Source organism: Cryobacterium cryoconiti, assembly GCF_004403065.1.
Taxonomy (GTDB): domain Bacteria; phylum Actinomycetota; class Actinomycetes; order Actinomycetales; family Microbacteriaceae; genus Cryobacterium; species Cryobacterium cryoconiti.
This window is the reverse complement of the sequence record NZ_SOHA01000014.1, coordinates 39818-65690: the sequence shown is the minus strand read 5'-3', so window position 1 is coordinate 65690 and position 25873 is coordinate 39818. Positions and strand designations below refer to the sequence as shown.

Genomic DNA, 25873 nt, shown 5'->3' with positions numbered 1-25873 from the left:
CGGAGCTCGGGCGTGTACCGCCCATATTTTCGATGCGCCATAAGTCCATCCAATCTCAACTTCTACAAAGGACTGTCCGGAAACATCGGGTCACCCCAGACCGTTTGGGCCTGTCTTGGGCAAAATCTCCGTCGAATTCGTGAGGGGCGCGGGCCCGGGGCTAGAGGCCGGAGTAGGCGTGGAGTCCCTTGAAGAAAACGTTCACGATGCCGAAGTTGAACATGACGGCGGCGAAGCCGATGATCGACAGCCACGCCGACCGTGAGCCGCGCCAGCCGCGGGTCGCGCGGGCGTGGATGTAACCGGCGTAGATGGTCCAGATGATGAACGTCCAGACCTCCTTGGTGTCCCAGCCCCAGTACCGGCCCCAGGCCTGCTCGGCCCAGATCGATCCGGCCATCAGGGTGAAGGTCCAGAGGATGAAGCCGATGATGGTGACACGGTAGGCGAGGTTCTCCAGCATGGCCGACGACGGAAGTGTGGCCAGGAACCGCAGGCGCCCGCTCTTCGCGGAGGCGACTCGCGACTCGTGCCGGAACTGCAGGAGCTGCACGGTGGACAGGGCGAAGCCGAGGGCGAAGAAACCCGTGCCGAGGGTGGCGACGAAGACGTGGATGACCAGCCAGGCCGACTGCAGCGCCGGCGGCAGGGGCGCAACCTCGACGTAGAAGCGCAACGCGGCGATCCCGAGGAGCACCAGCACCATCCCGGTGACGAAGGTTCCGAGGAAGCGCAGGTCGGCGCGGGTGAGCACGATCAGGAACACGGACACGATCAGCAGCGTGCCCGTCATCGCGAACTCGTACATGTTGGCCCACGGCACGCGTTCGGCGGCCACGCCGCGGAGAACGGTCGCCATCAGGTGGATCAGGAAGGCGAGCACGGTGAGCGAGACCCCCACCCGCAGGCTGGGCGACCGGCCGTAGGGCATTGCCGCGTCATTCGCGATCCGAGCGCTGATCCGCGTGAGGGTGGTGGTGCCGCCCGACGCACCCGCGGCATCCGTGCGAGCCGTCGCCGCCTGGCGTTGCGTCTCGTCTGCCGCCTCGGCGGACCCGACGGCCGCCGACCGCCTGGCCAGGTCGAAGGAGAAGGCGATGAAGGCCAGCGCGTACACGGCCATGGCCGAGTAGAGGCTCAGGATCGAGAGCTCGTTGAGATTCACGGTTTCAGCCTATTTCTGTTCGGATGCCGGGGTGGCCGATTGGGAGGATAACAGCAGGTCGGTGTGCCGGTCGGCGACGTCGCCGACGGCGGATTCCAGCGCCGGGTCCTCGCCTCGGGCCAGCCCCGCGTATTCGAGGCGCAGCGAGCCGTCGGTCTGGGGCACGGCCTTCATCCAGACCCGCCGGCGGGGTACGAACAGTGACGTCAGCAGACCGAGCAGGGCCAGCACGGCGAAGGACAGCACCCAGAGCTGGGTGGGGTCGTGATGGATGTCGAACGAGGCGAACCGGAGCACCGAACCGGAGAAGTCCCCGTTCTGCGCCCCCGGAGCGGCGTCGTCGAAGGTGACGGTGCCGAGGCCGTTCGGCAGCTCGCTGGACTCGCCGGGCTTGAGTTCAATGGACTCCACCCCGGTCTTGCCGCCGGTGAGCTGCTCCATCTGGTCGATGTCGAGTGAGTAAACCGAGGTGGGCACCCCCGCGTCAAGCCCGAGGTCTCCCGAGTAGACGTTGAGGGTCAGCAACGGGTATTCCAGGTCAGGGTACGAGGAGGAGTACGCCCCCGACTCCATGGTGGCCTGCGTCGGGTAGAAGAAGCCGATCATGCCGAGCTGCTCGGCCAGTCCGTCGGGAACCTTGACCACCCCCAGGGAGGTGAGGTTGGCGTCCTGGGGCAGGAACGGAATGGAGTCGGTGAAGACGACCACCCCGTTCGGATCCTTCACGGTGATGGTCGGGGCGTAGCCGTTGCCGAGCAGGTAGACGTCGGTGCCGCTGGTGCGGGCCGGTCCGTTCACCTTCACCTGGCTGGCCTCTGCGGCCTCACCCCGCGGGGTGATGGTCACGTCCGCGGTGAAGTCGATCGGCTGGCCGTAGGCCTTGAGGTTCTTCTCCTCGTAGGTGACGTCGAAGTCGTCGAGGGTGAGGGTGTACGGCTTCAGGCTTGTGTCATTGAAGAACCGGCCCGGGTTGAACGAGTCGTAGGCCAGCAGGGTGTTCACGAACGTCTGACCCTCAACGAGAACGCGTTGCCCGCTGAAACCGAACCCGCCGCCGAACCCGACCGTGATCAGGATTCCGACCAGGGCGAAGTGGAAGACCAGGTTTCCGGTTTCACGCAGGTACCCGCGTTCGGCCGAGACCGAGATCTCCCCGCGATTCTCGAAGACCGCCGCGCGGTAGCCGCTGGTCTTCAGAAGCCGGCGGGCGGACTCGACGGCTGCCTGGGCATCCGTGCCGGACGGAGCCGTGCGCGTCGTGAAGCCGGCCAGGCGCGACAGCCGTGCGGGCGTTCGCGGCGGCTGGGCCCGTAGCGCCAGGTAGTGGTGTTTGGTGCGCGGGATGACGCAGCCGATCAGCGAGATGAACAGCAGCAGGTAGATGGCCGAGAACCACGCCGAGGAGTAGACGTCGAAGGCCTGGATCTGGTCGAGAATGGGGGCCAGGTCGGGGTTGTCCGCGAAGTACTGGGTGACCCCGTTCGGGTCGGAGCTGCGCTGGGGCACCAGGGAACCCGGCACGGCGGCGATCGCGAGCAGCAGCAGCAGGAACAGCGCCGTGCGCATATTCGTCAGCTGGCGCCAGAACCACCGCAGCCAGCCGACGAGGCCGAGGCGGGGCTGGACGATCCCCGCGGAGGCAGGAGCGTCGTAGTGGTCAGATGGCCGGGACATAACTTCCGATCGTTCCTTGCAGGTCGAGGAGCCAGGTATTCCACACGCCGCTCACCATGAGCACGCCGATGAGCACGAGAAGGAGGCCGCCGAACAGGTTGATGGCCCGGACATGCCGTTTCAGGAAGGAAACGGCACCGGTCGCCCAGCTTAGGCCGAGCGCGATCAGAAGGAACGGGATGCCGAGCCCGAGCGCGTAGAACAGCGCCAGGAGTCCGCCCTGCCAGGGCGAACCCGTGGTCAGGCTGAGCGAGTTGATGGCGGTGAGCGTCGGGCCGGTGCACGGCGTCCAGCCGACCGCGAAGACGGCGCCGAGCACGGGGGCGCCGGCCAGTCCCATCCTCGGTTTCCAGCCTGTTTTGACCGTGCGCTGCGCGAACCCGAACTGGCCGACGAAGACCAGGCCGAGCAGGATCACCAGGATGCCGGCAATGCGGGTGATCGCGTCGCGGTACTGGTTCAGCCAGAACCCGGCCACCCCGAAGATCACACCGGTGAGCACGAAGACGAGGGTGAAGCCGAGGATGAACAGTGCGACCCCGAGCAGCAGGCGGTTACGGCCCCGGCGGTCACCGCGGGCGGCGGTCGAACTGCCGTCGGTGAAGCCGCCGATATAGGCCAGATAGCCCGGCACGAGCGGCAGGATGCAGGGCGAGGCGAACGAGACCAGACCGGCCAGCACGGCGATGGGAATGGCCAGAAAGAGCTGGCCGCTGAAGACGATCTCGCCGAACGGGTTGTCCACGCCTACGGTTCCTCGGCGATCGTGTCGCGCACGAGGGTCTCGAGGATCGATGGCTCCGACACCGCACCGAGGATGCGGGCCGCGACCCGGCCGGATCGGTCCAGAACCAGGGTGGTGGGAACGGCGTTGGGCGGGATGCTGCCGCTGAACGCGAGCTGCATGCTCCCGGTGTCGACGTCCATCACCGACGGATAGGTGATGCCGAAGCTCTCGTTGAACGCCGTCGCATTCGCGGCCTGGTCCCGCACGTTGACGCCGACCCAGTGGGCGTCCGTGCCGGAGAATTCCTTGTTGAGCTCCTGCAGGGCCGGGGCTTCCGCCCGGCAGGGCGCGCAGCTGGCGTACCAGAAGTTGACCACAACAACCTTGCCGGCGAAGTCATCGCTGGAGAGCGGGGTGCCGTTCTCGTCGGCGCCGCCCCAGGTCACGGGATCGCCGCGCTCGGCGACCGGGATCTCGGTCCAGCTGCCGTCGCCGGCGATGAAACCCTTGCTGCTGCCCTCACGGTACTGTTCGGCCAGGGGGTCGGTGGAGCAGCCGGTCAGCAGCAGCGCTGCGGCGACGAGACCGACCAGGGCGTTACGCGGACGGTGGCTCATACGGCGCCCACATCCGTGGCGCCGGCTTGCAGGACAAGGGCCGGGTTGGTGTAGCCGGACTCGGCCGGCCGGTCGCTCGGGAAGGAGATCGTCGTGATGCTCGACAGGTCGCAGCGGCGTTTGCGCGGGTCATGGGCGAGGCGTTGGCCGGCCAGGGCGCGATGCACCATCCAGATCGGCAGCTGGTGGCTGACGAGCACGACGTCGCCCCCGTCGACGGAGCGGCGGGCATCCTCGATGGCGGCGAGCATGCGCTGCGCGATCGATTCGAACGGCTCGCCCCAGCTGGGGCGCAGCGGGTTGGCCAGGGCCGGCCAGTTGCGCGGGTCGCGCAGTGCACCGTCGGCCCCGCGCATCCGCTTTCCCTCGAAGACGTTGGCCGGTTCGATGATGCGGTCGTCGATGTCGATGGGGAGACCGAACGCCGCGGCGATCGGCGCGGCCGATTCGCGGGCCCGTTGCAGGGGTGAGGAGATGACCCGAATGACGGGACGGGCGCGTTGCACCAGATCGGCGGCCGCGGCCTCGGCCATCTGCACCCCCAGATCGGAGAGCCGGAATTCGGGCAGGCGTCCATACAGCACGCGTTCGGGGTTGAAAACCTCACCGTGCCGCACGAGATGTACCTGATTGGCTGCCACTCTTCCAGTGTACGGAGGAGATACCCGCGAATACGCCGAGAGCCGTGCGGCTAAACTTGACCGGTGACTCAGCGCATAGTGATCAAGAACCTGGCCGCCCTCGACAACGGCCCCGTAACGGTGTCCGGATGGGTCGACACCGTCAGAGACCAGAAGAAGGTGCAGTTCGTCGTGCTCCGCGACGAATCCGGCGCGGTTCAACTCGTGAACCCGCGCACCACGGATGCCGAGGGCGTGGTCGTCGCCGACGAACCGGCCAGCACCATCTCCACCCTGTCGCAGGGCAGTTTCGTCACCGTCACCGGTGAGCTCAAGCACGACGAGCGCGTCAAGCTCGGCGGAATCGAGATCAAGCTCGCGACCCTCGAGGTCGTCACGGTCGCGATCCCCGAGACCCCCATCGCCGCCGACTCCAGCCTCGACAAGCGCCTCGACTGGCGCTTCCTCGACCTCCGCCAGCCTAAGGCGAACCTGATCTTCCGCCTGCAGACCACGTTCGAGCATGCGATGCGCACCTACTGGATCGACAACGACTTCATCGAGCTGCACACCCCGAAGCTGATGGCCAGCGCGAGCGAGTCCCGCGCCGAGCTGTTCGAGGTGGAGTACTTCGACACCAAGGCCTACCTCGCGCAGAGCCCCCAGTTCTTCAAGCAGATGGCCCAGGCCGCCGGCTTCGGCAAGATCTTCGAGGTCGGCCCGGCGTTCCGCGCCGACCCGTCGTTCACCAGTCGCCACTCCACCGAGTTCACCAGCGTCGACTCCGAGATCAGCTGGATCGACAGCCACGAAGACGTCATGCAGCTGCACGAAGAGCTGCTGGTCGCCGGATTCACCGCCGTCAAGGAGAAGCACGGCGAGGAGGTTCTGGCCCTCTTCGGCGTCGAGGTCACCGTGCCCAGCACGCCGTTCCCGCGCATCCCGCTGGCCGAGGCCAAGGAGATCGTGAAGTCCCGCGGCTACGAGGTCCCGCGCGACGACGACGACATGGACCCCGAGGGCGAACGTCAGATCGCCGCCTACGTGCTCGAGACCTTCGGCCACGAGTTCGTCTTCCTCACCGACTACGCCTCGAGCATCCGGCCGTTTTACCACATGCGCCACGAGAATGATGCGAGCATCACCAAGAGCTACGACCTGATCTTCAACGGCACCGAGATCTCGACCGGGGCACAGCGCGAGCACCGCATCGACATCCTGGTCGAGCAGGCCAAGGAGAAGGGCGTCGACCCCGAGGAGATCGAGGGCTACCTCGACTTCTTCCGCTACGGCGTGCCGTCGCACGGCGGGTTCGGCATGGGCCTCGCCCGGGTGCTGATGCTGATGCTGCACCAGGCCAGCATCCGCGAGGTCACCTACCTGTTCCGCGGCCCGACGCGTCTCGAGCCGTAACCGGCGAGGGCTGCCCTGCCACGGTGGGGCAGCCGCCGTGCCCGCCCGAGCCGGTCAGACGATGATATCGACGGCCATCCGGTCCGAGACGACGGAACGGATGAACGCTCCCGCCGCCTGATGCGCGGGGTGCACCTGATAGCGACCGACCGCGTCCAGGTCGTCGAAGTCGGCCACCAGAACCACGTCCCAGTTGGCGCCGCCGGCCACATCTGCACCCACCCGCAGGGCTCGGATCTCGTCGACGACGCCCACGAGCGCTTCGAGGCGGGCCGCGATCTCAGCCGCATGGGCGGCCTTCCGGGCCGGGTCGGCCTCGGACAGCTGCCAGGAGACGATGTGCCGGATCATCGCACGGCCAGAATCGCGCTGCGCAGCCGCAACGGGTCGATGCGCCAGTAATTGTGCACCTTGCCGTTGAGCAGAAGCACCGGGATGTCTTCGACGTAGAGGGCGTGCAGTTCGGCGTCATCAAGGATGGATCGTTCCTCGATCACGATCTCCGGGGCCGACGGGTCGTCGGCCAGCTTGGTCACGACACTGCCGATCAGGTCTCTCGCGTCGTCGCAGAGGTGACAGCCGGGCTTGCCGATCAGGGTGAGGAGTGCGGTAGCCATGGCACCAGCCTATGCTGGCTCCGGGAACGACTCAGGCAACTAGACTTGCTGCTCACATGTCCGAAGCCACTGCCGCCCCAGCCATCGCGTTCTTCGACGTGGACAACACTCTGCTGCGCGGCGCGAGCCTGTACCACCTCAGCGTCGGCGCCTGGCGGCGGCGGCTGATCACCGGCCGGGACGTGGCATCGTTCGCGTGGAAGCAGGCGCGGTTCCTCATGGTCGGCGAGAACGGGGTGCACCTCGCCAGCATCCGCGAGCGTGCGCTGGAAGTGGTCGTGGGCTACACCCGCGCCGACCTCGTCGCGCTGAGCACGGAAATCGTCGACGCCCGCCTCCTGCAGCGGCTCTGGCCGGAGACGGTCGCCGTTGCCCGCGCCCACTTGAAGGCCGGACGTGAGGTCTGGCTCGTCTCCGCGACGGCACAGGAGGTGGCTGACGTCATCGCCGAGCGGCTCGGTCTCACGGGAGCATTGGGTACCCGGCTCGAAGCCGTTGACGGCGTGTTCACGGGCCGCCTGATGGACGGGGTGTGCCACGGCGCCCAGAAGGCACGTGCGGCCACCATTCAGGCCGCCATCAGCGGGGCCGACCTGGCCGGCTGCTGGGCCTACTCCGATTCGCACAACGACATTCCGTTGCTGGACCTGGTGGGCAACCCGGTCGTCGTGAACCCCGATGCGACGCTGCGCCGTTACGCGGCGGCGCGCCACTGGCCGGTCATGATTCTCAAGCGCCGCAGTATCACGGCCGCCACCCGGGCAAGCAAAAAGCGCTAGGCCCAGGGGCCTAGCGCTCACGCCGGTACATCTTACGAACGGTTGAACCGTCTACTTCTTGTTACGACGCTGGTGACGAGTCTTGCGAAGCAGCTTGCGGTGCTTCTTCTTCGCCATACGCTTGCGTCGCTTCTTGATTACAGAACCCACACGGACCTCACAAAAGAAATTGGTTTCGCCGCGGGATTCGCGACAGACACGGTAAATGGCAGTCTACCGGAAAAAGAACGCTCTCCTACGCGGCCCTGCACATTCGAACGCCGGGGGGCGGGTCGGCTCAGTCGTTTTTGCGCCATTTTCGGGGCTTGGCGTCTTTGACCGCATGCGCCATTTGGAATGACGTGTCGGCGAAGGCCTTCCCGATGGCCGCAGCGAATGCCCGCTGTTCGTCCTTCAGGCCTTCGGCCTCCTCGGCGATCTCCCCGACGGTGGCGTCGAAGTCGACGCTCAGGAACGGGATCAGCCAGTCCTCGATCTCCTCGAGCGGCGCGTAATCCAGGTGGTAATACCGGTGCTGACCGGCTTCCCTCACTCCCACCAGACCCGCTTCCCGCAGCACCTTGAGGTGCTTCGAGATGGTCGGCTGGCTCAGCCCGAGCTTGTCGACGATGTCAGACACGCTGAGTTCGCCCCCGGCCGTGCTCGACTGGTTGTATCGCTCGAGGAGAATGCGTAGAATTTCGCGTCGGGTCGAATCCGCCACCACGCCGAATATGTCTGCCATGCCCCAAGGCTAGTCATTCCCGGTGGGGGATACCATGGCGACAGCCGTTCGTCGCGGGCAAGTCGGAGGTTTCAGTGCAGACACGGATGGCGGGTTCCGCTTTCGCGCCGCGTCCCACCAGCTGGTACGCCTGGCTTCGGGACTCCGTCGACGGCCTGGTCCGCCGCTCACCGTCCCGCTTCGCCATCCTCGTGTTCACGGCGCTGGTGCTCGTCTTCACCCTGCTCTTCTCGCTGCCGATCGCCACCGTGGACCGTTCGATCACTCCGCTGCACGACGCCCTTTTCACCGCGGTCTCGGTGATCTGCGTCACCGGCCTCGCCACAGTGGACATGGCGACGCACTGGTCCGCATTCGGCAACGTGCTGGTGGTGGTCGGAGTCAACATCGGCGGCGTCGGCGTTCTGACCCTCGCCTCCCTGATGGGCATGGTCATCTCCCGGCGCCTGGGGCTGCGCGCCCGGCTGATGGCGGCCAGCGACACGAACCCGTCCCGCATCCACGCCGGGCCGGTCAACGAAGGCCAGGCCATCCGCCTGGGCGAGGTCGGCAACCTGCTGGTGACGGTCGCGATCAGCGCCTTCGTGATCGAGCTGGTCGTGGCGGCCCTGCTCTTTCCGCGGATTCTGGCGGTCGGGACACCTGCCGGCGAAGCGCTCTGGCAGAGCGTCTACTACGCGGCCATGGCCTTCACGAACAGCGGCTTCTCCCCCAACGTCGGGGGTCTCACCCCGTTCGCCGGCGATTACTGGTTCCTCAGCGCCCTCATGCTCGGGGCCTTCCTCGGCAGTCTGGGATTCCCGGTGATCTACACCCTCGCCCGAGGCTGGCGCAGCCCCCGGCGCTGGTCCCTGCACGTGAAGCTGACCCTTTTCACGACGGTTGCGCTGCTCGTGGCGGGCATCGCCACGTACCTCCTACTCGAGTTCGACAACCCGAAGACATTCGGCTCCCTGAGCGCGGGAGACGCGATTTTCCAGTCGCTCTTTCTGTCGGTGATGACCCGTTCCGGCGGCTTCGCGACCTTCGACATCAGCGACCTGAACGGTGCGAGCCTGCTCGCCACCGACATGCTCATGTTCATCGGCGGCGGCTCCGCGTCCACCGCGGGCGGCATCAAGGTGACAACCCTGGCCATCCTCTTTCTGGCGGCCTTCGCCGAGGCCAGCGGACGAACCCAGATGGAGGCGTTCGGCCGCCGCATCCCCGGCGACATCCTGCGGCTCGCGGTCAGCGTGGTGCTGTGGGGCGCCACGACCGTGGCCGTGTCCACCATCCTGATCCTGCAGATCTCCCAGGCGCCGTTGGATCTCGTGCTCTTCGATGTGATCTCCGCGTTCGCCACCTGCGGCCTGTCGACCGGACTGACCGCAGAACTGTCTCCCGCCGGGGTGTACGTGCTGGCGGCAACGATGTTCCTTGGCAGGATTGGTACAGTGACACTCGCGGCTGCCCTCGCCGCGAGCCAGAGCAGGCAGCTGTTCTCCCGTCCGGAAGAGAGACCCATCGTTGGCTGACCGCTTCAAACACGACGCACCCGTGCTGGTGATCGGCCTCGGCCGGTTCGGCGCAGCCACCGCCGGGCAACTCGACCGGCTCGGCCGCGAGGTGCTCGCCGTCGACGACAGCGCGACCCTCGTGCAGAAGTGGTCCGAGCGGGTCACCCACGCGGTGCAGGCCGACGCGACCTCCATGGAGGCGCTCCGCCAGATCGGCGCCCAGGAATTCTCGATCGCCGTCTGCGCGGTCGGCTCGTCCGTCGAGGCCAGCGTGCTCATCGCGGCGAACCTCGTCGACCTGGGGATCCCCCAGATCTGGGCGAAGGCGATCTCCAAGTCCCACGGCACGATCCTCGAGCGCATCGGCGTCAACCATGTCGTTTTTCCGGAGGCGCAGGCAGGCGAACGACTGGCCCATCTGGTCTCGGGGCGTCTGCTCGACTTCATCGAGTTCGACGACGACTTCGCGCTGGTCAAGATGATCCCACCGAAGCCCATCCGGGGCCTGAACCTGACCGAATCCGGGCTGCGCCGCAAATACAACGTCACCGTCGTCGGCGTGAAGAGCCCCGGCAGACCCTTCACCTACGCCACCGAGAAGACCGTGGTCACCGACCAGGACCTGATCATCGTCTCCGGCACCAAATCCGACATCGAGCGGTTCGCGGCGCTGGAGTTCTAGGCCGGGAGTTCGCGGCCGGGAACCCCGGCCTGGCCGGGCACTCGCGGGTCAGTGGCCGGCGAGTTCGCGGGCCCGGGCGAGCGCGGCATCCGTCGCCCGGTCGAACAGCTCCTTGAGGCCACCCTTCTCGAGTTCCCAGACGGCCCGCTCGGTGGTGCCGCTCGGGCTCGTCACCTGGCGGCGCAGCTCGGTCGGCGACAGGTCGGATGCGGCAAGCAGGGTGGTCGCACCGAGGAAGGTGCCGTTCACCATGACCGCGGCCTCCTCCGGGGTGAAGCCCTTGTCGAGGGCCGTGGCCGTGAGCTGCTCGATCAGGTAGAAGACGTAAGCCGGACCGGACCCGGAGATCGTACTGAGGGCGTCGAGCTTCTCCTCGGGCACGACCAGCACGTCGCCGACGGTGCCGAAGAGGGCCGTGGCGAGCTCGAGATCGGTGGCGCTGGACCGGGACCCCGCGCTCAGCCCCGTGACCGCCTTGCCGACGACGGCCGGAGTGTTGGGCATCGAGCGGATGACGGAGACGGAGTCGGGCAGCAGGGCTTCGAACGTCGCGATGGTGACGCCGGCGGCGACGCTGACGACCAGCGTTCCGGGCTCCAGGCTGTCGGCGATCTCTCGCAGGAGGTCCGGGACCATCGCGGGCTTCACGGCCACGATCACGATGCGCGCACCGGCCACGGCCGTGCGGTTGGCCTCCGGGTCCTCCGCGGTGGCGTAGGCGGTCACGCCCTCGGTCGCGCGGAGTTCGGCGGCCTTGGCGGCGGTGCGATTGGTGGCACGAATACCACCCTGCACGGTCACGCCCGGCTGCAGCAGCCCGGTGAGTACGGCCCTCGCCATAGAGCCGGCGCCGAGGAATGCGATCGTGGGCAGGGTGGTCGATGCAGTCGAAGTCATCCGACGAGTCTACTTTCGAGGCAGGGGCCGGAGCCGGGCGCCTTTTCGATCGTTCTAGGATTGCCCAATGAGCACATTGGGCGGGAACAAGGCAATCGTGGCGGCACTCGGTGCCAATCTGGGCATCGCGATCACGAAGTTCGTGGCCTGGGGATTCTCCGGCTCCTCCTCGATGCTCGCCGAGGGCGTGCACTCCCTCGCCGACTCGGGCAACCAGGTGCTGCTGCTGGTGGGCGGTCGTAAGTCGCGGCAGAAAGCGGACACGGAGCATCCGTTCGGCTATGGCCGGGAACGCTTCGTCTACGCCTTTGTCGTGTCGATCATTTTGTTCTCGGTCGGCGGCGTTTTCTCCCTCTACGAGGGCGTGAGCAAGCTGCAGAATCCGCACCCGCTCGACGTTCCGTGGCTGCCCATCCTGGTGCTGCTGGTCGCCATGGGCCTCGAGTCCTTCTCGCTGCGCACCGCGATCCGGGAATCGAACCTCGTGCGCGGCACGCAGGGCTGGGTGCAGTTCGTGCGGCACTCCAAGGCGCCCGAGCTGCCCGTGGTGCTGCTCGAAGACGTCGCCGCGCTCACAGGTCTGGTCTTCGCGTTCCTCGGCGTCGGCCTGACCATCATCACCGGCGACCCGATCTGGGACGCCATCGGCACCCTGTTCATCGGAGTGCTGCTCGTGCTCGTCGCTGTCGTGCTCGGCATCGAGACGAAGAGCCTGCTGGTCGGTGAGGGTGCCGACACCGCGGATGCCGTATCCATCCAGCGCGCCATCCTCTCCGGCCCGGAGACGCAGAAGATCATCCACCTCAAGACGCTGTACCTCGGTCCGGACGAACTCCTCGTCGCGGCCAAGATCGCCTTCGACGCCGACAACCGCTTCGCCGACGTGGCCGCGGGCATCGATTCGGTCGAAGCCCGCATCCGTGAGGCCGTGCCGGCCGCCCGGGTGATCTACCTCGAACCGGACCTGTACGTCGACCCCAACCGACGCCAGCCTCCCACCGACGCCATCGTCATCAAGGGCAGTGAGTGAGCCGCACCGCGGTCGTTCTGCGACACGATGACACCATCCACCTCGGCAATCTCGAGCCCGTCCTGGTGGAGCACGGCTACGTCGTCCGTTACGTCGACACGCTGCGGGAGGACGTGCGCTCCCTCGACCCGACCGACGGCGATCTGCTGGTCGTGCTCGGCGGCGAGATGGGGGTCTACGAGGCCGACGCGTTCCCGGCACTGCACGACGAGATCGCGCTGCTCGAGCACCGGCTCGGCGCGGGCCTGCCCGTCTTCGGCGTGTGCCTCGGCGCCCAGCTCATGGCCACAGCCCTCGGTTCCCGGGTCTACCGCGGGCCGACGAACGAGATCGGCTACCGGTCCGTGGTGCCCACGGAGGCCGGCGCGGCGTCCCCGGTGCGCCATATCAGCGGCGTCCCCGTCTTCCAGTGGCACAGCGACACCTTCGACCTGCCCGACGGGGTGACGCGACTGGCCGGTTCACCCCAATACGGCAATGAGGCCTTCTCCATCGGCAAATGGGCGCTGGCCGTGCAGTTCCACCCGGAGGTCACCGCCGAGATGCACGAGGTCTGGCTGGCCGCCTCCGAGGCCGAGGTGGCCGCGGAAGGCTTCGACCCGGGCGAGCTGCGCCGTGACCGGGAACGCTACTCCAGGGGCATGCAGAGCGCGTCCAGGGCCATGTTCAGCGAATGGCTCGACGGGCTGGATCCAGAAAGAACGCCCTGAGTAGCTCCCCGCACTCCTCCGCGTCGACCTCGGCGTAGACCTCAGCCCGGTGATTGAGCCGGCGGTCCCGCAACACGTCGTACACCGAACCGGCGGCCCCGGCCTTCTCGTCCCACGCGCCGAACACCACCACGGGCACGCGCGCCGCCAGGATCGCCCCGGCACACATCACGCAGGGCTCCAACGTGACCACGAGGGTGCAACCGGTCAGGTGCCAGTCCCCCAGAGCCTGGGCAGCCTGTCGGATGGCGACGATCTCCGCGTGGCCGGTCGGATCCTGCAGCGCTTCGCGCTCGTTTCGCCCACGCCCGATGACCGTGCCGGCAGCGTCCAGCACCACCGCGCCCACGGGAACGTCGCCCGTTTCGAGTGCCGCCCGGGCCTCGTGCAGGGCCAGCCGCATCCATTCACTGTGCCGGCGATCGACCTCGCCCATCCACGTTCCTCTCCCCGACTAGTAGATTGAGCCTATGCGAGTCCACGTAGCCGACCACCCCCTGATCACCCACAAACTCACGGTTCTCCGGGACAAGAACACCCCGTCGCCGATATTCCGATCACTTGTCGAAGAGCTGATGACTCTCCTCGCCTATGAGGGGACCCGCGGTGTGCGGGTCGAGGAAGTGACCGTGCAGACCCCGGTCGCCGTGGCCCGCGGCGTGCAGATCAGCAACCCCAAGCCGCTCGTCGTGCCGATTCTCCGCGCCGGGCTCGGCATGCTCGAGGGCATGGTCAAACTCCTGCCGACCGCCGAGGTCGGTTTCCTCGGAATGGCCCGCAACGAGGAAACCCTCGAGCCGACCACCTACGCGGAGCGTCTGCCCGACGACTTGTCCGACCGCCAGTGCTTCGTTCTCGACCCGATGCTGGCCACGGGCGGTTCGCTGATCGCGGCCATCCAGTTCCTCTTCGACCGTGGCGCCGTCGACGTCACGGCCATCTGCATCCTGGCCGCCCCGGAAGGCCTCGCCGCGGTGGAAAAGGCCCTCGAGGGCCGTGAAGTGACCATTGTGCTCGGCGCCGTCGACGACCGTCTCGACGAACACGGCTACATCGTGCCCGGGCTCGGCGACGCCGGCGACCGCCTCTACGGTCTGGTGTAGCAGAACCGACTGATCCGGTGCCGGGTACCGGCCATGCAGGTCCTGCGACCCACATGGCATGCAACCCCGACATATTCACGAATCTTTGATGAAGTATCTTTTCATCACGGATGCTTTCACAGTTTCCCTCTCTGCGGCGGATCCTCCGATCCGTCGCAGAGTCACCGAACGTGATGCGCGTCGCACAGCGTCATCCTCGGTCACAGAATTGACACACGCCGTAACAGTGGGCTTTACTCGCAACTATGACAACGAGCGCACGCCCCCAGACCTCCGTCGAGGCCCCCGGGACTGCCGGCATGATGCTGATGCCCGGCAGCTGCTCCGCGTGTTGCCGAATGTCCCGCTAACCAGCGAACCATCGCCCCGTTCCCGCCCCGCTGACGTATCGCGGCCGGCCGGTTGAACTCCGAGTCTCTTCGACTGCCTCCAGGCCATTCACCGGCCGAACTTTTTCGAACCCGCAACCGCTTCGTGCGTCGGGTTCCCCTGCAGCATCCCAGCCAAGGATCACCGCCATGTCGCTTGCTCACATTGACACCGCTCGCTCAGCCCGCCTCGAACTTCAGACCGCTCCCACCCCGGCCGCGCCGCGCATCCGGGCCGTGCCCGACGGCACGCAGGCCCGCGGCTTCGTTCTGTACGTCGGCATCGACGAGGACACCGCGGCAGCGGCCGGAACCAGCCTCAGCCGCATCGTCGAGGCCCTGAAGGCGCTGACCAGTACGATCGCCCCGGCCGCGGAGACCCATGCCGCCGTCGCACTGGCACCGGCCGGCGCCGGCGGCCGCGACGTGGACGTCGTACGCCTCGCGCTGCAGGACCCCACCGCCCTGGCCAAGCACCGCAACGTCGCCGAAGACCCCGACCGCGCGCCCGGCGGCGTCGTGGTGGACATCTCCCGCAAGCGCGTCATCCTCGACAGCGAGACCGCGGCGCTCACCTACAAGGAATTCGAACTGCTGCAGTACCTCGTGCTGCGCGAAGGCCGCACCATCGAACGTGCCGAGCTGATTTCCAAGCTCTGGAACGCCGCGGACGACGAGGACGCCCCGAACGAGCGCACGATCGACGTGCACGTGCGCCGGTTGCGGGCCAAGCTCGGCCGCTACGAGGACATCGTGCGCACCGTGCGCGGCGTCGGCTACCGCTTCGACCGGCACGCCGACGTGTCGATCCGCCAGTCCAGCACGCCCAGCCCCGACGTCTTCTGAGTGGTGCCTGCATGACAGAGGGCCGGTCGTAGTAGCTACGACCGGCCCTCTTCCCTTGCACCAAGAGTGTCCTGCAATCACATTTCGCGTCTTCCGCCACAGCAAACGGTTGACGCACTCCGAATATATAACGAACGCGTAACGAGAAGCTAGTTATCCGTTCGTTATTTTTCTTTGAATTCGCCACGAGTGGATGAGGCGGCTTCGTACGGAGTCTCTATTCTTGGAGTTCAAGGATGTGGAGGCAGCGTGACCGATCGAGCCGTGGCTGTAGCCGCCTGGGAGTCCCTGTTCCGCGCCCAGGTCGCCATCATGCGCAGTATCGCCGCCGACTTCCCGTCCCGGGAGATTTCCTTCAACGAGTACGACGTCATGTTCAACCTGTCCCGGGCACCCGGACGGCAGTTGCGGCTCCGCGATCTGAACCGGCACGTGCTACTCACCCAGCCCAGCGTGAGCCGTCTGGTCGACCGGCTGGCTTTGCGCGGTTTCGTGCAGAAGCACACCGACCCGACCGACGGCCGCGGCGCGCTGATCGAATTGACGGATGCCGGCTTCGAGCTCTTCCGCCGGGTCGCGCTGCAACACATGGACACCATCACCGAGCGCATCGGCGACACCCTGAGCGCCGACGAACTCACACAGCTGACCGCTCTCTGCGACCGCCTCCGCGGCAGCGACTGACCCTGCCGCCCCTTCGCCGGCGCACCGCCCCCGCGCCCCCTGTGCAGACACCACGGGCGGGCGTACGGTAACCGGCGAGGAGGTGGTTCCCATGCACGCAGCGCAGGGAGACCGGATCGTCATTCGAGGCAAGACGGTGGAGGCTTCGGACCGGCATGGCGTGATTCTGGAGGTTCGCGGACCGGACGGCGAACCGCCCTACCTCGTGCGGTTCAGTGAAGCGCACGAGAGCATCGTCTACCCCGGCACGGACTTCATGATCGAGCACATCGACCACTCGTAGAGCCGCGTCCCGAGACGGCCGAGCACAGGCATCCGGCCGGGTCAAGGGGGTACTGCGCCGAGCCGACCTGAGTTAACTTCGGATTACGCGTTGCAGATCGTGGCGGGTACAAGAACAGGAGCCTCAGCCATGAGAATCACGTGTCCCTTTTGTCACTCGGCCGCTCGCCTGACGCCGAACCCGGCGCACGCCGAGCACCACGCCCTCCCGGTCTACGTTCTGAGCTGCACCGGATGCGACCGCACGAATGTGCGCCGCGAGTCGGCCCACCAGCCCCGGACCCTGGTGGCCGCGCGCTGACCTGCCCGACGGGCCGCGCCCCGGGTACGAAAAAACCCCCGCAATCTGGACGATTGCGGGGGTTTTATGTTGTGCGCCCGAAGGGATTCGAACCCCCAACCTTCTGATCCGTAGTCAGATGCTCTATCCGTTGAGCTACGAGCGCAGGCTGTCATTCAGCTAAGCGCTCTATGACAACTTGAAAACTATAACAGCTATTCGGGGCGCTCTGGTGCCGCAAGCGCTGCGGGGGTGCGAATTCCGAGCCAGGAAACGATCCCCCCGGCGATCATCAGGCCCGCCACGACCACCATCACACGCTGGAAGCCGGCCACGTCGAGCGCCGCCCCGATGATGGTTCCGGCCAGAGCCACCGCGATCAGCCCGGCCACCCGGGCCACGGCATTGTTGACGGCCGACCCGATCCCGGCCTGCTCAGCGGGGATCGATCCCAGCACCGCGGAGGTCAGAGGCGCCACGGTGATGGCCAGTCCGAGGCCGACCACCACGATGGCCGGTACAACGTCCACCCAGAGGTCGATGGGCGGCACCGCCCCACGCAGCAGCAGGAAACCGAGACCCGCGACGACCGGACCGACGGCCATGAACATCCGTGGGCCGTAGCGGCCGGCGAGCGTGCCGAACAGGGTCGCGAGGAGCAGCAGCATGACGGTTGCCGGGATGCCCGCGAAGCCGGCCGCCGTGGCGGAGAAGCCGCCGACCTGCTGCAGATAGACCGTGACGACGAAGAAGCCGAGGCTGAGGGCCGCGTAGACACCGACCGTGGCGAGGTTGCCCACCCCGAAATTACGGATCCGGAACAGGTCCAGAGGCATCATGGGATGCGGCGCGCGCGCCTCCCACCAGAGGAAGGCGGAGAAGGCGAGCACCCCGACGATGAACGGGACGAACACGATCGGGCTGGACCAGCCGAGCCGGCCCTGCTCGATCAGGGCGAAGACGGCACCGCCCAGGCCGAGCGCGGCCAGACCGGCACCCCACCCGTCGAGCGGCGCGGCCGGCCGGGTGCGCCCCGGCTCGTGCAGTCCTGCCAGCAGGTACAGCGTGACCGCGATGGGGATCACGTTCAGCCCGAAGACGAGGCGCCAGTTCAGCGTGTCGACCAGGATGCCGCCGAGCACCGGGCCCATGATGCCCGCGATCCCGGTCCAACCGGTCCAGGCGCCGATCATGCGAGCCTGTGCCGCTCCGGAGAAGGTGGACGTGATCAGAGCCAGGGAGCTCGGCACGAGCAGGGCGGCCGCCATGCCCTGCAGCAACCGGGCGAGCACGAGCGCGCTCCCCCAGGGTGCCACCGCGCACGCGAGCGAGGTGATTCCGAACCAGACGAGGCCGATCCGGAGCACCCGCACCCGGCCGAACGTGTCGGAGAGCGACCCGGCCACGAGGATCAGGGCGCCCAGGGAGAGCAGATAGCCGTCGACCACCCACTGCTGCAACGCCAGCCCGCCGCCGAGCTCCGCCGAAATCGCCGGCAACGCGACCGTGACGATGGACCCGTCCAGGAAGGCGACGAACGACGCCAGAATGGCCACGATCAGTACCCGGCGGTCTCTGGCTATCATCCTCTCATCTAACCTCCTCGGGGCCTGCGGGCGCACCCCGGAGCGCCGCGCACCGCCCTAGCCGAGGTCTGGGGCCGGTGCAAAACTGGCGCCATGACCCCGACCCGCAACACCCAGGCATCCTTCGAATATGCGGGCCTGCGCGCCCTGTTCATCAACTGCACCCTCAAACGAAGCCCGGAAATCAGCCACACGCAGGGCCTGATGAACCTCAGCATCAACCTGATGCACGAGCAGGGCGTCTACGTCGAAACAATCCGGGCCGTCGACCACGACATCGCCACCGGCGTCTACCCCGATATGACCGAACGGGGGTGGGCGACGGATGCCTGGCCGGCCCTGTTCGACAAGGTGCGCACCTCCGACATCGTCGTGATCGGCGGGCCGGTCTGGCTCGGCGACAACGGGTCGGTCACCAAGCGCGTGATCGAACGGCTGTACGCCATGTCGGGCGAAATGAACGACAAGGGCCAGTACGTCTACTACGGCAAGGTGGGCGGAGCAGTCATCACCGGCAACGAGGACGGCGTGAAGCACTGCGCGTCGAACGTGCTCTATAGCCTGGCGCACATCGGGTTCACGATCCCCCCGGCGGCGGACTCCGGCTGGCTCGGCGCGATCGGGCCGGGACCGAGCTACCTGGACCCGGGCTCCGGCGGCCCGGACAACGACTTCACGAACCGCAACACCACGTTCATGACCTGGAACCTGATGCACCTGGCCGCGATTCTGAAGGCCAACGGCGGCATCCCCGCTTACGGCAACCTCCGCGCCGAGTGGGACCAGGGCGAGCGATTCGGATTCCAGCCGAACCCGGAGTACCGATAGCGGCGCCGTTGCGCCAGAAGTGAGCCCACCATGACCGTGACCCTGACCCCCGTGGCGCCGACTTCTCCCCGGAGCCGGCTGGACGTGCGGGTAACGGGAGGGGTCGTGCGCGGCGTGGCCGACGACGGCATCCTGGCCTGGCGCGGGATCCCCTACGCCGCACCGCCCGTGGGGGAACTGCGGTTCCGGGCCCCGCAGCCCGTCGCTCCCTGGCAGGGCGTGCGGGACGCCTCCACGTTCGGCCGGGTCGCGCCGCAGCCCTACAAGAGCCAGTTCAAGGGCACCCGGCCGCGCGTACCGGCCGGGGAGGACTGCCTGACCGTCAACGTGCTGCGGCCGGCGTCGTCGTCCCGCAAACGCCTGGGCCGCCCGGTGATGGTCTTCATCCACGGCGGGGGTTACAGCGTGGGCTCCTCACAGGACTTCACCGGCCGGGGCGAGAGCTTCGTGCGCACCGGCCGGGTCGTCTACGTCAGTTTCAACTACCGCCTGGGGGCTCTCGGTTACCTCGACTTCTCCCGGTATTCCACCCCGGAACGGCCCCTCGAGAGCAACCTGGGCCTGCGCGACCAGGTGGCCGCGCTGGAGTGGGTGCGCGACAACATCCGTGCCTTCGGCGGCGACCCGCACAATGTGACCGTGTTCGGGGAGTCGGCCGGCGCCAATGCCGTGCTGCACCTGATGGTGACGCCCGCGGCGAAGGGCCTGTTCGCCCGTGCGATCGCGCAGAGCCCACCCACCAGCGCGTCGTTCTCGCATGCGCTGACGGAGGGTTGGGCGGCAGAGTTCGTGGCGGAACTGCGATCGCTCGAACCGGACGCGGACGCCCTCTCCCCGAACGAGCTGCTGACCGGCGCGGCCGTGACCGACCTGACCCGGGCCGCGGTGGAACTGCAGTCGCGAACCCCCGATGCGAACCCGGGTACCTTCTGCCTGATCCCGGTGATCGACGGGGACTTCCTGCCCGAGCGCACCCTCGACGCCTTCCGGGACGGGACCGCGCACCGAGTGCCGCTGATCATCGGCACGAACGAGCGGGAGGGCTCCCTGTTCCGGGGACGGGTGGACATCCTGCCGCAATCGCCCAAGCGCATCGCGGCCATTTTCGACCACGCCCCGGTGAATTCGCACGACGCGATGCGGACCGTCTATGCCAGCCTTCCGGCGAAGAGGTCATCGGCCGACTTCGGTGGGGATTTCGTGTTCTGGTTTCCGAGCCTGCAGATCGGCGATTTCCACTCGCGGTTCGCGGCGGTCTACGCCTACCGGTTCGACCTGGCCCCCCGACTCATGCACCTGCTGGGCATGGGCGCCACCCACGGCATCGAGCTGTTCGCCCTGTTCGACCACGTCGACGGTCCCGTGGCCCGGGCGATGAGCCTGCTGGGCGGGCGGGAACTCTTCATCAACGCGGGCGAACGGATGCGCCTGCACTGGCTGCGCTTCGCCTGCACCGGGCGCCCCGACGACACCTGGCCGACCTACACGGAGTCGGACCGGCTGACCCTGATCATCGACGCGGTCGATCGCATCGAGTCGGATCCGCGCGGAGAACGACGGGCGGTGTGGCAGGAGTTCCTGCCGGGCTTCTAGTGCGCTGCGGCGGTTGGGTCTGGCGCAGGTTGCCGGCAGAGCACGGCCGGCCTTCGCGCCCGGTCCGCGTCATCCGTCACCGCGGCAAGAGAGGAGTTTTTCGCGACACGCCATTCGCCCCGCCCGGAGACCCGGTGTGTCGCGAAAATCTCCGCAGTAACGTGCAGCGGATATGTGCGGCGCGGGAAAAAGGAAAAGGGGGAGAGCACAAGGGGGAAAGACAAAACCCCCACATCCCGGGGAACCGGCATGGAGGGGCGGATGCTGTTCGTGCGAACGACCTTCTGTGCGAAGGATCTCAGTGCGGAGACGGTGGGATTTGAACCCACGGTACCCCGTGAAGGGTACTCCACCTTAGCAGGGTGGTGCACTAAGCCGTACTATGCGACGTCTCCTTGGTGCCTGCAATGCAAACACACGATTGCAATCATAACCGTACTGACGGCATCCGCACGAACCGGGCCGACGGATGCCGGCGGGCGCTACTGGTCGTCGAGCGTGCGCCCGACCGAACAGGTGAGTTCGCCGGCGGTCTGGCCGGTCACGGAGTCGGAGAGCACGGTTGTCGACGGATCCGTGACGGCCGGATCAGGGACAGCGGGATCCGCGACCTCACCGGTCGCCGGGTCAACGGTGGCTGCCGGGTCTGGTTCGGCGACCACCGGAGCGTTCGGGTCGACGGTGGCGCCTCCCCCGGTGGTGCCGCCCAGCTGGAGCGAGGCGTCGGCGGCGACCGCCGCGAAGAGGTCGCCGAAGTCGGGTTCGACCGCCTCCACCCCGCCGTCGACCGTTCCGGTCGGCACCTGGATGAAGACGACCTTGCTGAGGTCGATGTCCTTCAGCGCCACCGCGATCGAGGCGAGGGTGGAGACGTCGTTCAAGCTGGTGGAGAGGCTCATGTTGGCCGTCACGGCCTTAGCCAGGGAGTAGACCTTGAGCGGGTCGGTGAGGGTGTCGGCGCTCTTGACCGTGCGCATGAGCGAGGACAGGAATACCTGCTGGTTGCTGATCCGGGTCAGGTCACTGCCGTCGCCGACGCCGTGGCGGGTGCGCAGGAATTGCAACGCGGCCGTTCCCTCCAGCGTGTGCATGCCGGCTTCCAGATAGGTGTTCGTGTACTCGTCTTCAATGTCTTCGGCGACACAGACCGGAACGCCTCCGACGGCCGTGGACATGGCGATGACACCGTTGAACTGCACCTCCGCCGCGTAGGGAATGCTCAGGCCGGTCAGTTTCTCCACGGTGAGAACCGTGCAGGCCAAACCGCCGTAGGTGAGCGTGGTGTTGATCTTCTGGCTGCTCATCGAATCGAAGGTGCCACCCTCCGGGTCAGGGCACTCGGGAATAGGCACATACAGGTCCCGGGGAAAGCTGATCACGGAGGCGTTGCTGTGGTCCTCGGAGATGTGCAGCAGCATGGTCACGTCATTGAGGTCGCCGGTGGAGTCTTCCGGGCCGAACGCTTCGCCCTGGCCCTTGCGGCTGTCACTGCCGACGATGAGCAGATTCACCCCACCCTCGATCGCATCGATGCTGGTCGCCGGGCCCGCGGTCTCGTTGGCGAGCTTCACGTCCGGTTGCACGCTCGCGGCGACGTCGTAGGTTGCGATCGCGGCAACGGAGACGCCGCTCACGAGCACGACGGCCAGCGACGCGGCGAGAACCTTGGCCAGAGCGATGAACGGGTTGGAACGGCGGAGACGACCGTGGCGGGCGATGGTGGCGAGCTTCCTCGATCGTGACGAGCGGGGGCGCAATTGGTCGCTCACTGAGGTCCCTTCGTTGATGCAGGCCGTGCAGATAAAGATGCGGAGGGCGTGGGATTCGAACCCACGAGACATCTCTGCCCACCAGTTTTCAAGACTGGCTCCATCGGCCGCTCGGACAGCCCTCCCGTTTCACTACCCGGCTGCGCTGATCGAACACGCGACGCGGACATGCGAATACCGACCGATTCTAACCGCTCGCGGACTACCCACTGTGCCAGAGGATGCTGGCAGCGGGCTGGGCACCGGCTACAGGCTGCCCAGAACGACGGCCAACCCGTCGTCGTGCACGGCTCCGGTGATCTCGCTGGCCACGGACAGGACTTCCTGCGGAGCCTGGCCCATGGCCACTCCCCGGCCCTGGATTCCCGCCCACTCGAGCATCTCGATGTCGTTGCGCCCGTCACCGACGGCCATGACGCGGCTGCGCGGAATTCCGAACTCGGCCCGCACGCGCTCCATCGCCGTGGCCTTGTTCACGCCGTCCGGGGCGATGTCCAGCCATGCGGTCCAGCCGATCGCATAGCTCACCCGGTTCAGCCCCATCCGGTCCACGACCTGGAGGAAGTCCTCCATGTCGTGGTCGGGTGAGATCACGACGACCCGGGTGGCGTCCTGGCTGAGGAGGTCGTCGAAATCGACGTGCTCGCTGTCCAGCCCGATCGTGGCATCCGGGAAGGGCTCGGTGTAGCGGTAGAAACCGTGTTCATCCTCGACCGCATACCGGGCGCCGACGAGGTGCGAGCGGATCTGCAGGAGCACATCCGTCGGGTCGAAGGTCTCGACCCATTCGCGCCGGTAGCCCGTGGGCGCATCCGGATCGCGGTGCAGGGTGATCGCACCGTTCGAGCAGACCACGAAGCGCGGCCGGATGTCGAGACGATCCAGCACCGGCAGCGTGGTGGCCGTCGAGCGCCCGGTGGCGAGCATGACCTCGTGGCCGGCCGCGGTGAGGCGCTGGATCTGTTCGAGCACGCCGGGGCTGATCGTGCCGTCCTCGTGCATGGTGGTGCCGTCGATGTCGAGGGCGACCAGCCAGGGCGCATCCGTCAGCGTCGTCATGCGCCCACCGGGCGGATGACCTCGAGGCCGCCCAGCCAGGGCCGCAGCGCCTCGGGGATCAGCACCGAGCCGTCCGCCTGCTGGTGCGTTTCGAGCAGGGCCACGATCCAGCGCGTGGTCGCGAGGGTGCCGTTGAGAGTGCCGACCGGCGCGGTCTTGCCCGACTCGGTGCGGTAACGGATGTCCAGCCGGCGCGCCTGATACGTGGTGCAGTTGCTGGTGCTGGTCAGCTCACGGTAGGCGTTCTGGGTGGGCACCCAGGCCTCGATGTCGAACTTACGCGCTGCACTGGAACCGAGGTCGCCGGCGGCCACGTCGATGACGCGGTAGCTCAGGCCGAGAGCCTGGAGCATGTCTTCCTGCAGGGCCACGAGGCGGTCGTGCTCGGCCTCCGCGTTCTCCGGCAGCACGTAGGTGAACATCTCCAGCTTGTTGAACTGGTGCACCCGGATGATGCCGCGGGTGTCTTTGCCGCCCGAACCGGCCTCGCGGCGATAGCAGGTGGACCAGCCCGCGTAGCGGAGCGGGCCGTCGGTCAGGTCGAGGATCTCGTCCGAGTGGTACCCGGCGAGCGCGACCTCGCTCGTACCGGTGAGGTAGAGGTCGTCGGCAGGCAGATAGTAGATCTCGTCGGCGTGCTCGCCGAGGAACCCGGTGCCGTCCATGATCTCCGGCCGCACCAGGGTCGGGGTGATCAGCGGGATGAAGCCGGCCGTGAGCGCACGGTCGAGCGCCATGTTCATCAGCGCGATCTCGAGGCGGGCGCCGATGCCGCGCAGGAAGTAGAACCGGGCGCCGGACACCTTGGCCCCGCGGGCCATGTCGATGGCGCCGAGCAGTTCACCCAGTTCGAGGTGGTCGCGCGGCTCGAAGTCGAAGGTGGGCACGGAGCCATGGGTGCGGAGGGTGACGAAGTTCTCCTCGCCGCCGGCCGGGACGCCGTCGATGATGGGGTTCGCCAGGGTGCGCACGACGGCGGTGAACCGCGCCTCGGCCTCGGCGGAGGCCGCCGCAGCGGTTTTGACCTCGGCGGCGAGGCTCTGCGCCTGGGCGACGAGGGCCTTCTTCTCCGCGGGGGGCGCGGCAGCCACCTGTTTGCCGAACTGGTTCTGGGACGCGCGCAGCGCCTCGAACGCCTGGATGGTGGCGCGACGCTCCGTGTCGGCGGCGAGCGCGTCGTCGACCGCCTCGACCGACGCACCGCGCGCTTTCTGCGAACGCTTGATGAGGTCGGGATTCTCTCGCAGCAGCACAGGATCAATCACTGAACCAGTCTACAAGCGCCTGCCCCGGCAGCTTGCTAGCCTTGCCGGGTGGATACTCCCGATCAGCCTCCCGTTGTTCGGCGAGCCGCGGTTGTCTACAACCGGCTCAAGGTCGACCCGGAGCGCCTGCGGGCCAGCGTGTCCCGGGCCGAGGGCGCGGCCGGCTGGGCGGAGTCCCTGTGGTTCTCCACCAGCGCGGATGACGCCGGACAGGCCGCCGCACGGCTGGCCCTCGCGCAGGGCGCGAACCTGGTGCTCGCGGCGGGCGGAGACGGCACTGTGCGCGCCGTCGCCCAGGTGCTGCGGGGTTCCGGCGTGCCTCTGGCCGTCGTTCCGCTGGGCACCGGCAACCTGCTGGCCCGCAACCTGCGCCTGCCGCTGTCGAGCCTGGACGAGGCCACCACGATCGCGTTCACGGGCCTGGACAAGCCGATCGACGTCGGGGTCGCATCCGTTCGCAGCGAGGACGGGACCACATCCGACCATGTCTTCCTGGTGATGGCGGGCATCGGCATCGACGCCCAGATGATCGCCAGCACCCGCCCCGATCTGAAGAAGAAGGTGGGCTGGCTGGCCTACGTCGACGCCGTGGCGCGCGTGCTTCCCCGGGTCAAGCCGTTCCCGATCCGGTACAGCCTGAACGGCCGCCCACACCGCCCGGCGCACGTCAGCACTATCCTGATCGGCAACTGCGGCCAGCTGCCGGGTAATATCCAGATCCTGCCGGATGCCCGGATCGACGACGGCATCCTCGATATCGCGATGCTGCAGCCCAAGGGATTCCTCGGCTGGCTGACGATCTGGCGCCGGGTGACGTGGGAGAACGGCGTGCTGCGGCGGTCGGCCGTGGGGCGGCGCATCCTCGAGCGCACCGAATCGACCACGGCCCGGGTGATGACGACGCTGCAGGCCGCCGACGTGCGCATCGTGCTGGCCGAAGCCCACGATTTCGAGATCGACGGCGACGCGCTCGGTCCCGTGCGCTCGGTCTCGATGCGCACCGATCCGGTCTCACTCGTGATGCGGGTACCGGCCGGCGTCTGAGCGCCTCAACCG

General features: G+C 67.4%; 29 protein-coding genes and 3 tRNA genes. 14 read left to right on the top strand and 18 right to left on the bottom strand.

From position 1 onward, the window contains the following. Window positions 1-160: 160 nt before the first annotated feature. From ccsB to E3T49_RS06055, 5 genes are read right to left on the bottom strand one after another with little or no spacing between them, the layout of a single operon-like run. On the bottom strand, window positions 161-1123 hold the full coding sequence (gene ccsB, locus E3T49_RS06075; RefSeq protein WP_134424071.1) for a c-type cytochrome biogenesis protein CcsB: 963 nt from the start codon (window positions 1121-1123) through the stop codon (window positions 161-163). A gap of 51 nt (window positions 1124-1174) precedes the next feature. Next, window positions 1175-2839, bottom strand: coding sequence for a cytochrome c biogenesis protein ResB (resB, locus tag E3T49_RS06070; protein WP_134424063.1), 1665 nt, complete (start codon window positions 2837-2839; stop codon window positions 1175-1177). Further along, entirely contained in the window at window positions 2823-3584 is a 762-nt protein-coding gene (locus E3T49_RS06065) for a cytochrome c biogenesis CcdA family protein (RefSeq protein WP_134424062.1), read from the bottom strand. Before E3T49_RS06065 ends, resB begins: the two co-directional genes overlap by 17 nt. Before the next feature lie 2 nt (window positions 3585-3586). Then, complete coding sequence (locus tag E3T49_RS06060; protein WP_134424061.1) at window positions 3587-4183, bottom strand: TlpA family protein disulfide reductase; 597 nt, start codon at window positions 4181-4183, stop codon at window positions 3587-3589. Continuing rightward, window positions 4180-4824 carry a histidine phosphatase family protein gene (locus tag E3T49_RS06055; RefSeq protein ID WP_134424060.1) on the bottom strand — a complete coding sequence of 215 codons (645 nt, stop codon included), beginning with the start codon at window positions 4822-4824 and terminating at the stop codon, window positions 4180-4182. Before E3T49_RS06055 ends, E3T49_RS06060 begins: the two co-directional genes overlap by 4 nt. Before the next feature lie 78 nt (window positions 4825-4902). On the opposite strand from E3T49_RS06055, the gene aspS reads away from it, so the two are divergent. Further along, complete coding sequence (aspS, locus tag E3T49_RS06050; RefSeq protein ID WP_134424070.1) at window positions 4903-6216, top strand: aspartate--tRNA(Asn) ligase; 1314 nt, start codon at window positions 4903-4905, stop codon at window positions 6214-6216. 54 nt (window positions 6217-6270) lie between these two features. Here the strand turns inward: aspS and E3T49_RS06045 are convergent, their stop codons facing one another. After that, the gene (locus E3T49_RS06045) at window positions 6271-6567 is read right to left on the bottom strand and encodes a Dabb family protein (protein WP_134424059.1); all 297 of its coding nucleotides are present in this window, start codon (window positions 6565-6567) and stop codon (window positions 6271-6273) included. Continuing rightward, window positions 6564-6833: a glutaredoxin family protein gene (locus E3T49_RS06040; RefSeq protein ID WP_134424058.1), complete on the bottom strand. Its 270-nt coding sequence runs from the start codon at window positions 6831-6833 to the stop codon at window positions 6564-6566. Before E3T49_RS06040 ends, E3T49_RS06045 begins: the two co-directional genes overlap by 4 nt. Window positions 6834-6889: 56 nt before the next feature. Between E3T49_RS06040 and E3T49_RS06035 the strand changes: the two genes are divergently transcribed. Then, window positions 6890-7612 carry an HAD family hydrolase gene (locus E3T49_RS06035; RefSeq protein ID WP_134424057.1) on the top strand — a complete coding sequence of 241 codons (723 nt, stop codon included), beginning with the start codon at window positions 6890-6892 and terminating at the stop codon, window positions 7610-7612. 51 nt (window positions 7613-7663) lie between these two features. On the opposite strand, the gene E3T49_RS06030 is transcribed toward E3T49_RS06035, so the two are convergent. After that, window positions 7664-7762: a 30S ribosomal protein bS22 gene (locus E3T49_RS06030; RefSeq protein ID WP_003792170.1), complete on the bottom strand. Its 99-nt coding sequence runs from the start codon at window positions 7760-7762 to the stop codon at window positions 7664-7666. Window positions 7763-7889: 127 nt separating this feature from the next. Further along, window positions 7890-8336 (bottom strand): ArsR/SmtB family transcription factor, encoded by a 447-nt coding sequence (locus E3T49_RS06025; protein WP_134364384.1) that lies wholly within the window; start codon window positions 8334-8336, stop codon window positions 7890-7892. 86 nt (window positions 8337-8422) lie between these two features. Here E3T49_RS06025 and E3T49_RS06020 point away from each other — a divergent pair, with 86 nt between their 5' ends. Next, window positions 8423-9853 (top strand): TrkH family potassium uptake protein, encoded by a 1431-nt coding sequence (locus E3T49_RS06020; RefSeq protein ID WP_134424056.1) that lies wholly within the window; start codon window positions 8423-8425, stop codon window positions 9851-9853. Beyond that, on the top strand, window positions 9846-10517 hold the full coding sequence (locus E3T49_RS06015; RefSeq protein ID WP_134424055.1) for a potassium channel family protein: 672 nt from the start codon (window positions 9846-9848) through the stop codon (window positions 10515-10517). The genes E3T49_RS06020 and E3T49_RS06015 overlap by 8 nt, the downstream gene beginning before the upstream one ends. Before the next feature lie 48 nt (window positions 10518-10565). On the opposite strand, the gene proC is transcribed toward E3T49_RS06015, so the two are convergent. After that, on the bottom strand, window positions 10566-11414 hold the full coding sequence (proC, locus tag E3T49_RS06010) for a pyrroline-5-carboxylate reductase (protein WP_134424054.1): 849 nt from the start codon (window positions 11412-11414) through the stop codon (window positions 10566-10568). Window positions 11415-11481: 67 nt separating this feature from the next. On the opposite strand from proC, the gene E3T49_RS06005 reads away from it, so the two are divergent. Then, on the top strand, window positions 11482-12444 hold the full coding sequence (locus E3T49_RS06005) for a cation diffusion facilitator family transporter (RefSeq protein WP_134424053.1): 963 nt from the start codon (window positions 11482-11484) through the stop codon (window positions 12442-12444). After that, window positions 12441-13154 (top strand): glutamine amidotransferase, encoded by a 714-nt coding sequence (locus E3T49_RS06000; protein ID WP_134424052.1) that lies wholly within the window; start codon window positions 12441-12443, stop codon window positions 13152-13154. The genes E3T49_RS06005 and E3T49_RS06000 overlap by 4 nt, the downstream gene beginning before the upstream one ends. Here the strand turns inward: E3T49_RS06000 and tadA are convergent. After that, complete coding sequence (gene tadA, locus E3T49_RS05995) at window positions 13111-13590, bottom strand: tRNA adenosine(34) deaminase TadA (RefSeq protein WP_198414224.1); 480 nt, start codon at window positions 13588-13590, stop codon at window positions 13111-13113. The genes E3T49_RS06000 and tadA overlap by 44 nt on opposite strands. A gap of 34 nt (window positions 13591-13624) precedes the next feature. Here tadA and upp point away from each other — a divergent pair, with 34 nt between their 5' ends. The 5 genes from upp to E3T49_RS16125 all read left to right on the top strand — a co-directional run bounded on the left by upp (window position 13625) and on the right by E3T49_RS16125 (window position 16738). Next, a complete protein-coding gene (gene upp, locus E3T49_RS05990) occupies window positions 13625-14257 on the top strand; it encodes a uracil phosphoribosyltransferase (protein WP_134424051.1) in 633 nt (210 codons plus the stop codon). A gap of 518 nt (window positions 14258-14775) precedes the next feature. After that, a complete protein-coding gene (locus tag E3T49_RS05985) occupies window positions 14776-15471 on the top strand; it encodes a winged helix-turn-helix domain-containing protein (protein ID WP_134424050.1) in 696 nt (231 codons plus the stop codon). Window positions 15472-15720: 249 nt separating this feature from the next. After that, window positions 15721-16155, top strand: a complete 435-nt coding sequence (locus tag E3T49_RS05980) for a MarR family winged helix-turn-helix transcriptional regulator (protein WP_241972680.1) — start codon at window positions 15721-15723, stop codon at window positions 16153-16155. A 91-nt stretch (window positions 16156-16246) separates the two neighbouring features. Next, on the top strand, window positions 16247-16438 hold the full coding sequence (locus tag E3T49_RS05975; RefSeq protein WP_134424049.1) for a DUF1918 domain-containing protein: 192 nt from the start codon (window positions 16247-16249) through the stop codon (window positions 16436-16438). A 129-nt stretch (window positions 16439-16567) separates the two neighbouring features. Then, complete coding sequence (locus tag E3T49_RS16125; RefSeq protein WP_166785483.1) at window positions 16568-16738, top strand: hypothetical protein; 171 nt, start codon at window positions 16568-16570, stop codon at window positions 16736-16738. A 72-nt stretch (window positions 16739-16810) separates the two neighbouring features. Here the strand turns inward: E3T49_RS16125 and E3T49_RS05970 are convergent. Beyond that, a tRNA-Arg gene (locus tag E3T49_RS05970) sits at window positions 16811-16883 on the bottom strand. A gap of 49 nt (window positions 16884-16932) precedes the next feature. Next, entirely contained in the window at window positions 16933-18303 is a 1371-nt protein-coding gene (locus E3T49_RS05965; protein ID WP_134424048.1) for an MFS transporter, read from the bottom strand. A gap of 93 nt (window positions 18304-18396) precedes the next feature. Between E3T49_RS05965 and E3T49_RS05960 the strand changes: the two genes are divergently transcribed. After that, window positions 18397-19131, top strand: a complete 735-nt coding sequence (locus E3T49_RS05960) for a flavodoxin family protein (RefSeq protein ID WP_134424047.1) — start codon at window positions 18397-18399, stop codon at window positions 19129-19131. Between the two features lie 30 nt (window positions 19132-19161). Next, complete coding sequence (locus E3T49_RS05955) at window positions 19162-20724, top strand: carboxylesterase/lipase family protein (RefSeq protein WP_134424046.1); 1563 nt, start codon at window positions 19162-19164, stop codon at window positions 20722-20724. Between the two features lie 304 nt (window positions 20725-21028). Here the strand turns inward: E3T49_RS05955 and E3T49_RS05950 are convergent. The 5 genes from E3T49_RS05950 to serS all read right to left on the bottom strand — a co-directional run bounded on the left by E3T49_RS05950 (window position 21029) and on the right by serS (window position 24817). Beyond that, window positions 21029-21119: transfer RNA gene (locus E3T49_RS05950), tRNA-Ser, on the bottom strand. Window positions 21120-21206: 87 nt separating this feature from the next. Next, window positions 21207-22493 (bottom strand): LCP family protein, encoded by a 1287-nt coding sequence (locus E3T49_RS05945; RefSeq protein WP_241972679.1) that lies wholly within the window; start codon window positions 22491-22493, stop codon window positions 21207-21209. Between the two features lie 40 nt (window positions 22494-22533). Continuing rightward, window positions 22534-22618: transfer RNA gene (locus tag E3T49_RS05940), tRNA-Ser, on the bottom strand. A 121-nt stretch (window positions 22619-22739) separates the two neighbouring features. After that, window positions 22740-23552 (bottom strand): HAD family hydrolase, encoded by an 813-nt coding sequence (locus E3T49_RS05935; protein WP_134424044.1) that lies wholly within the window; start codon window positions 23550-23552, stop codon window positions 22740-22742. Next, complete coding sequence (serS, locus tag E3T49_RS05930) at window positions 23549-24817, bottom strand: serine--tRNA ligase (RefSeq protein WP_134424043.1); 1269 nt, start codon at window positions 24815-24817, stop codon at window positions 23549-23551. Before serS ends, E3T49_RS05935 begins: the two co-directional genes overlap by 4 nt. A 48-nt stretch (window positions 24818-24865) precedes the next feature. Between serS and E3T49_RS05925 the strand changes: the two genes are divergently transcribed. Further along, window positions 24866-25861: a diacylglycerol/lipid kinase family protein gene (locus tag E3T49_RS05925; RefSeq protein ID WP_134424042.1), complete on the top strand. Its 996-nt coding sequence runs from the start codon at window positions 24866-24868 to the stop codon at window positions 25859-25861. Window positions 25862-25873: the final 12 nt, after the last annotated feature.

Bases quoted from the DNA above. Each gene is read 5' to 3' on its own strand.
- E3T49_RS05965 (WP_134424048.1), bottom strand. From the start codon at position 18,303: ATGATAGCCAGAGACCGCCGGGTACTGATCGTGGCCATTCTGGCGTCG.
- E3T49_RS05975 (WP_134424049.1), top strand. From the start codon at position 16,247: ATGCACGCAGCGCAGGGAGACCGGATCGTCATTCGAGGCAAGACGGTG.
- E3T49_RS06025 (WP_134364384.1), bottom strand. From the start codon at position 8,336: ATGGCAGACATATTCGGCGTGGTGGCGGATTCGACCCGACGCGAAATT.
- resB (WP_134424063.1), bottom strand. From the start codon at position 2,839: ATGTCCCGGCCATCTGACCACTACGACGCTCCTGCCTCCGCGGGGATC.
- E3T49_RS06005 (WP_134424053.1), top strand. From the start codon at position 11,482: ATGAGCACATTGGGCGGGAACAAGGCAATCGTGGCGGCACTCGGTGCC.
- E3T49_RS06045 (WP_134424059.1), bottom strand. From the start codon at position 6,567: ATGATCCGGCACATCGTCTCCTGGCAGCTGTCCGAGGCCGACCCGGCC.
- E3T49_RS05935 (WP_134424044.1), bottom strand. From the start codon at position 23,552: ATGACGACGCTGACGGATGCGCCCTGGCTGGTCGCCCTCGACATCGAC.
- E3T49_RS05985 (WP_134424050.1), top strand. From the start codon at position 14,776: ATGTCGCTTGCTCACATTGACACCGCTCGCTCAGCCCGCCTCGAACTT.
- E3T49_RS06060 (WP_134424061.1), bottom strand. From the start codon at position 4,183: ATGAGCCACCGTCCGCGTAACGCCCTGGTCGGTCTCGTCGCCGCAGCG.
- E3T49_RS06035 (WP_134424057.1), top strand. From the start codon at position 6,890: ATGTCCGAAGCCACTGCCGCCCCAGCCATCGCGTTCTTCGACGTGGAC.
- proC (WP_134424054.1), bottom strand. From the start codon at position 11,414: ATGACTTCGACTGCATCGACCACCCTGCCCACGATCGCATTCCTCGGC.
- ccsB (WP_134424071.1), bottom strand. From the start codon at position 1,123: ATGGCCGTGTACGCGCTGGCCTTCATCGCCTTCTCCTTCGACCTGGCC.
- E3T49_RS06020 (WP_134424056.1), top strand. From the start codon at position 8,423: ATGGCGGGTTCCGCTTTCGCGCCGCGTCCCACCAGCTGGTACGCCTGG.
- E3T49_RS16125 (WP_166785483.1), top strand. From the start codon at position 16,568: ATGAGAATCACGTGTCCCTTTTGTCACTCGGCCGCTCGCCTGACGCCG.
- E3T49_RS05955 (WP_134424046.1), top strand. From the start codon at position 19,162: ATGACCGTGACCCTGACCCCCGTGGCGCCGACTTCTCCCCGGAGCCGG.
- E3T49_RS05960 (WP_134424047.1), top strand. From the start codon at position 18,397: ATGACCCCGACCCGCAACACCCAGGCATCCTTCGAATATGCGGGCCTG.
- upp (WP_134424051.1), top strand. From the start codon at position 13,625: ATGCGAGTCCACGTAGCCGACCACCCCCTGATCACCCACAAACTCACG.
- E3T49_RS06040 (WP_134424058.1), bottom strand. From the start codon at position 6,833: ATGGCTACCGCACTCCTCACCCTGATCGGCAAGCCCGGCTGTCACCTC.
- tadA (WP_198414224.1), bottom strand. From the start codon at position 13,590: ATGGGCGAGGTCGATCGCCGGCACAGTGAATGGATGCGGCTGGCCCTG.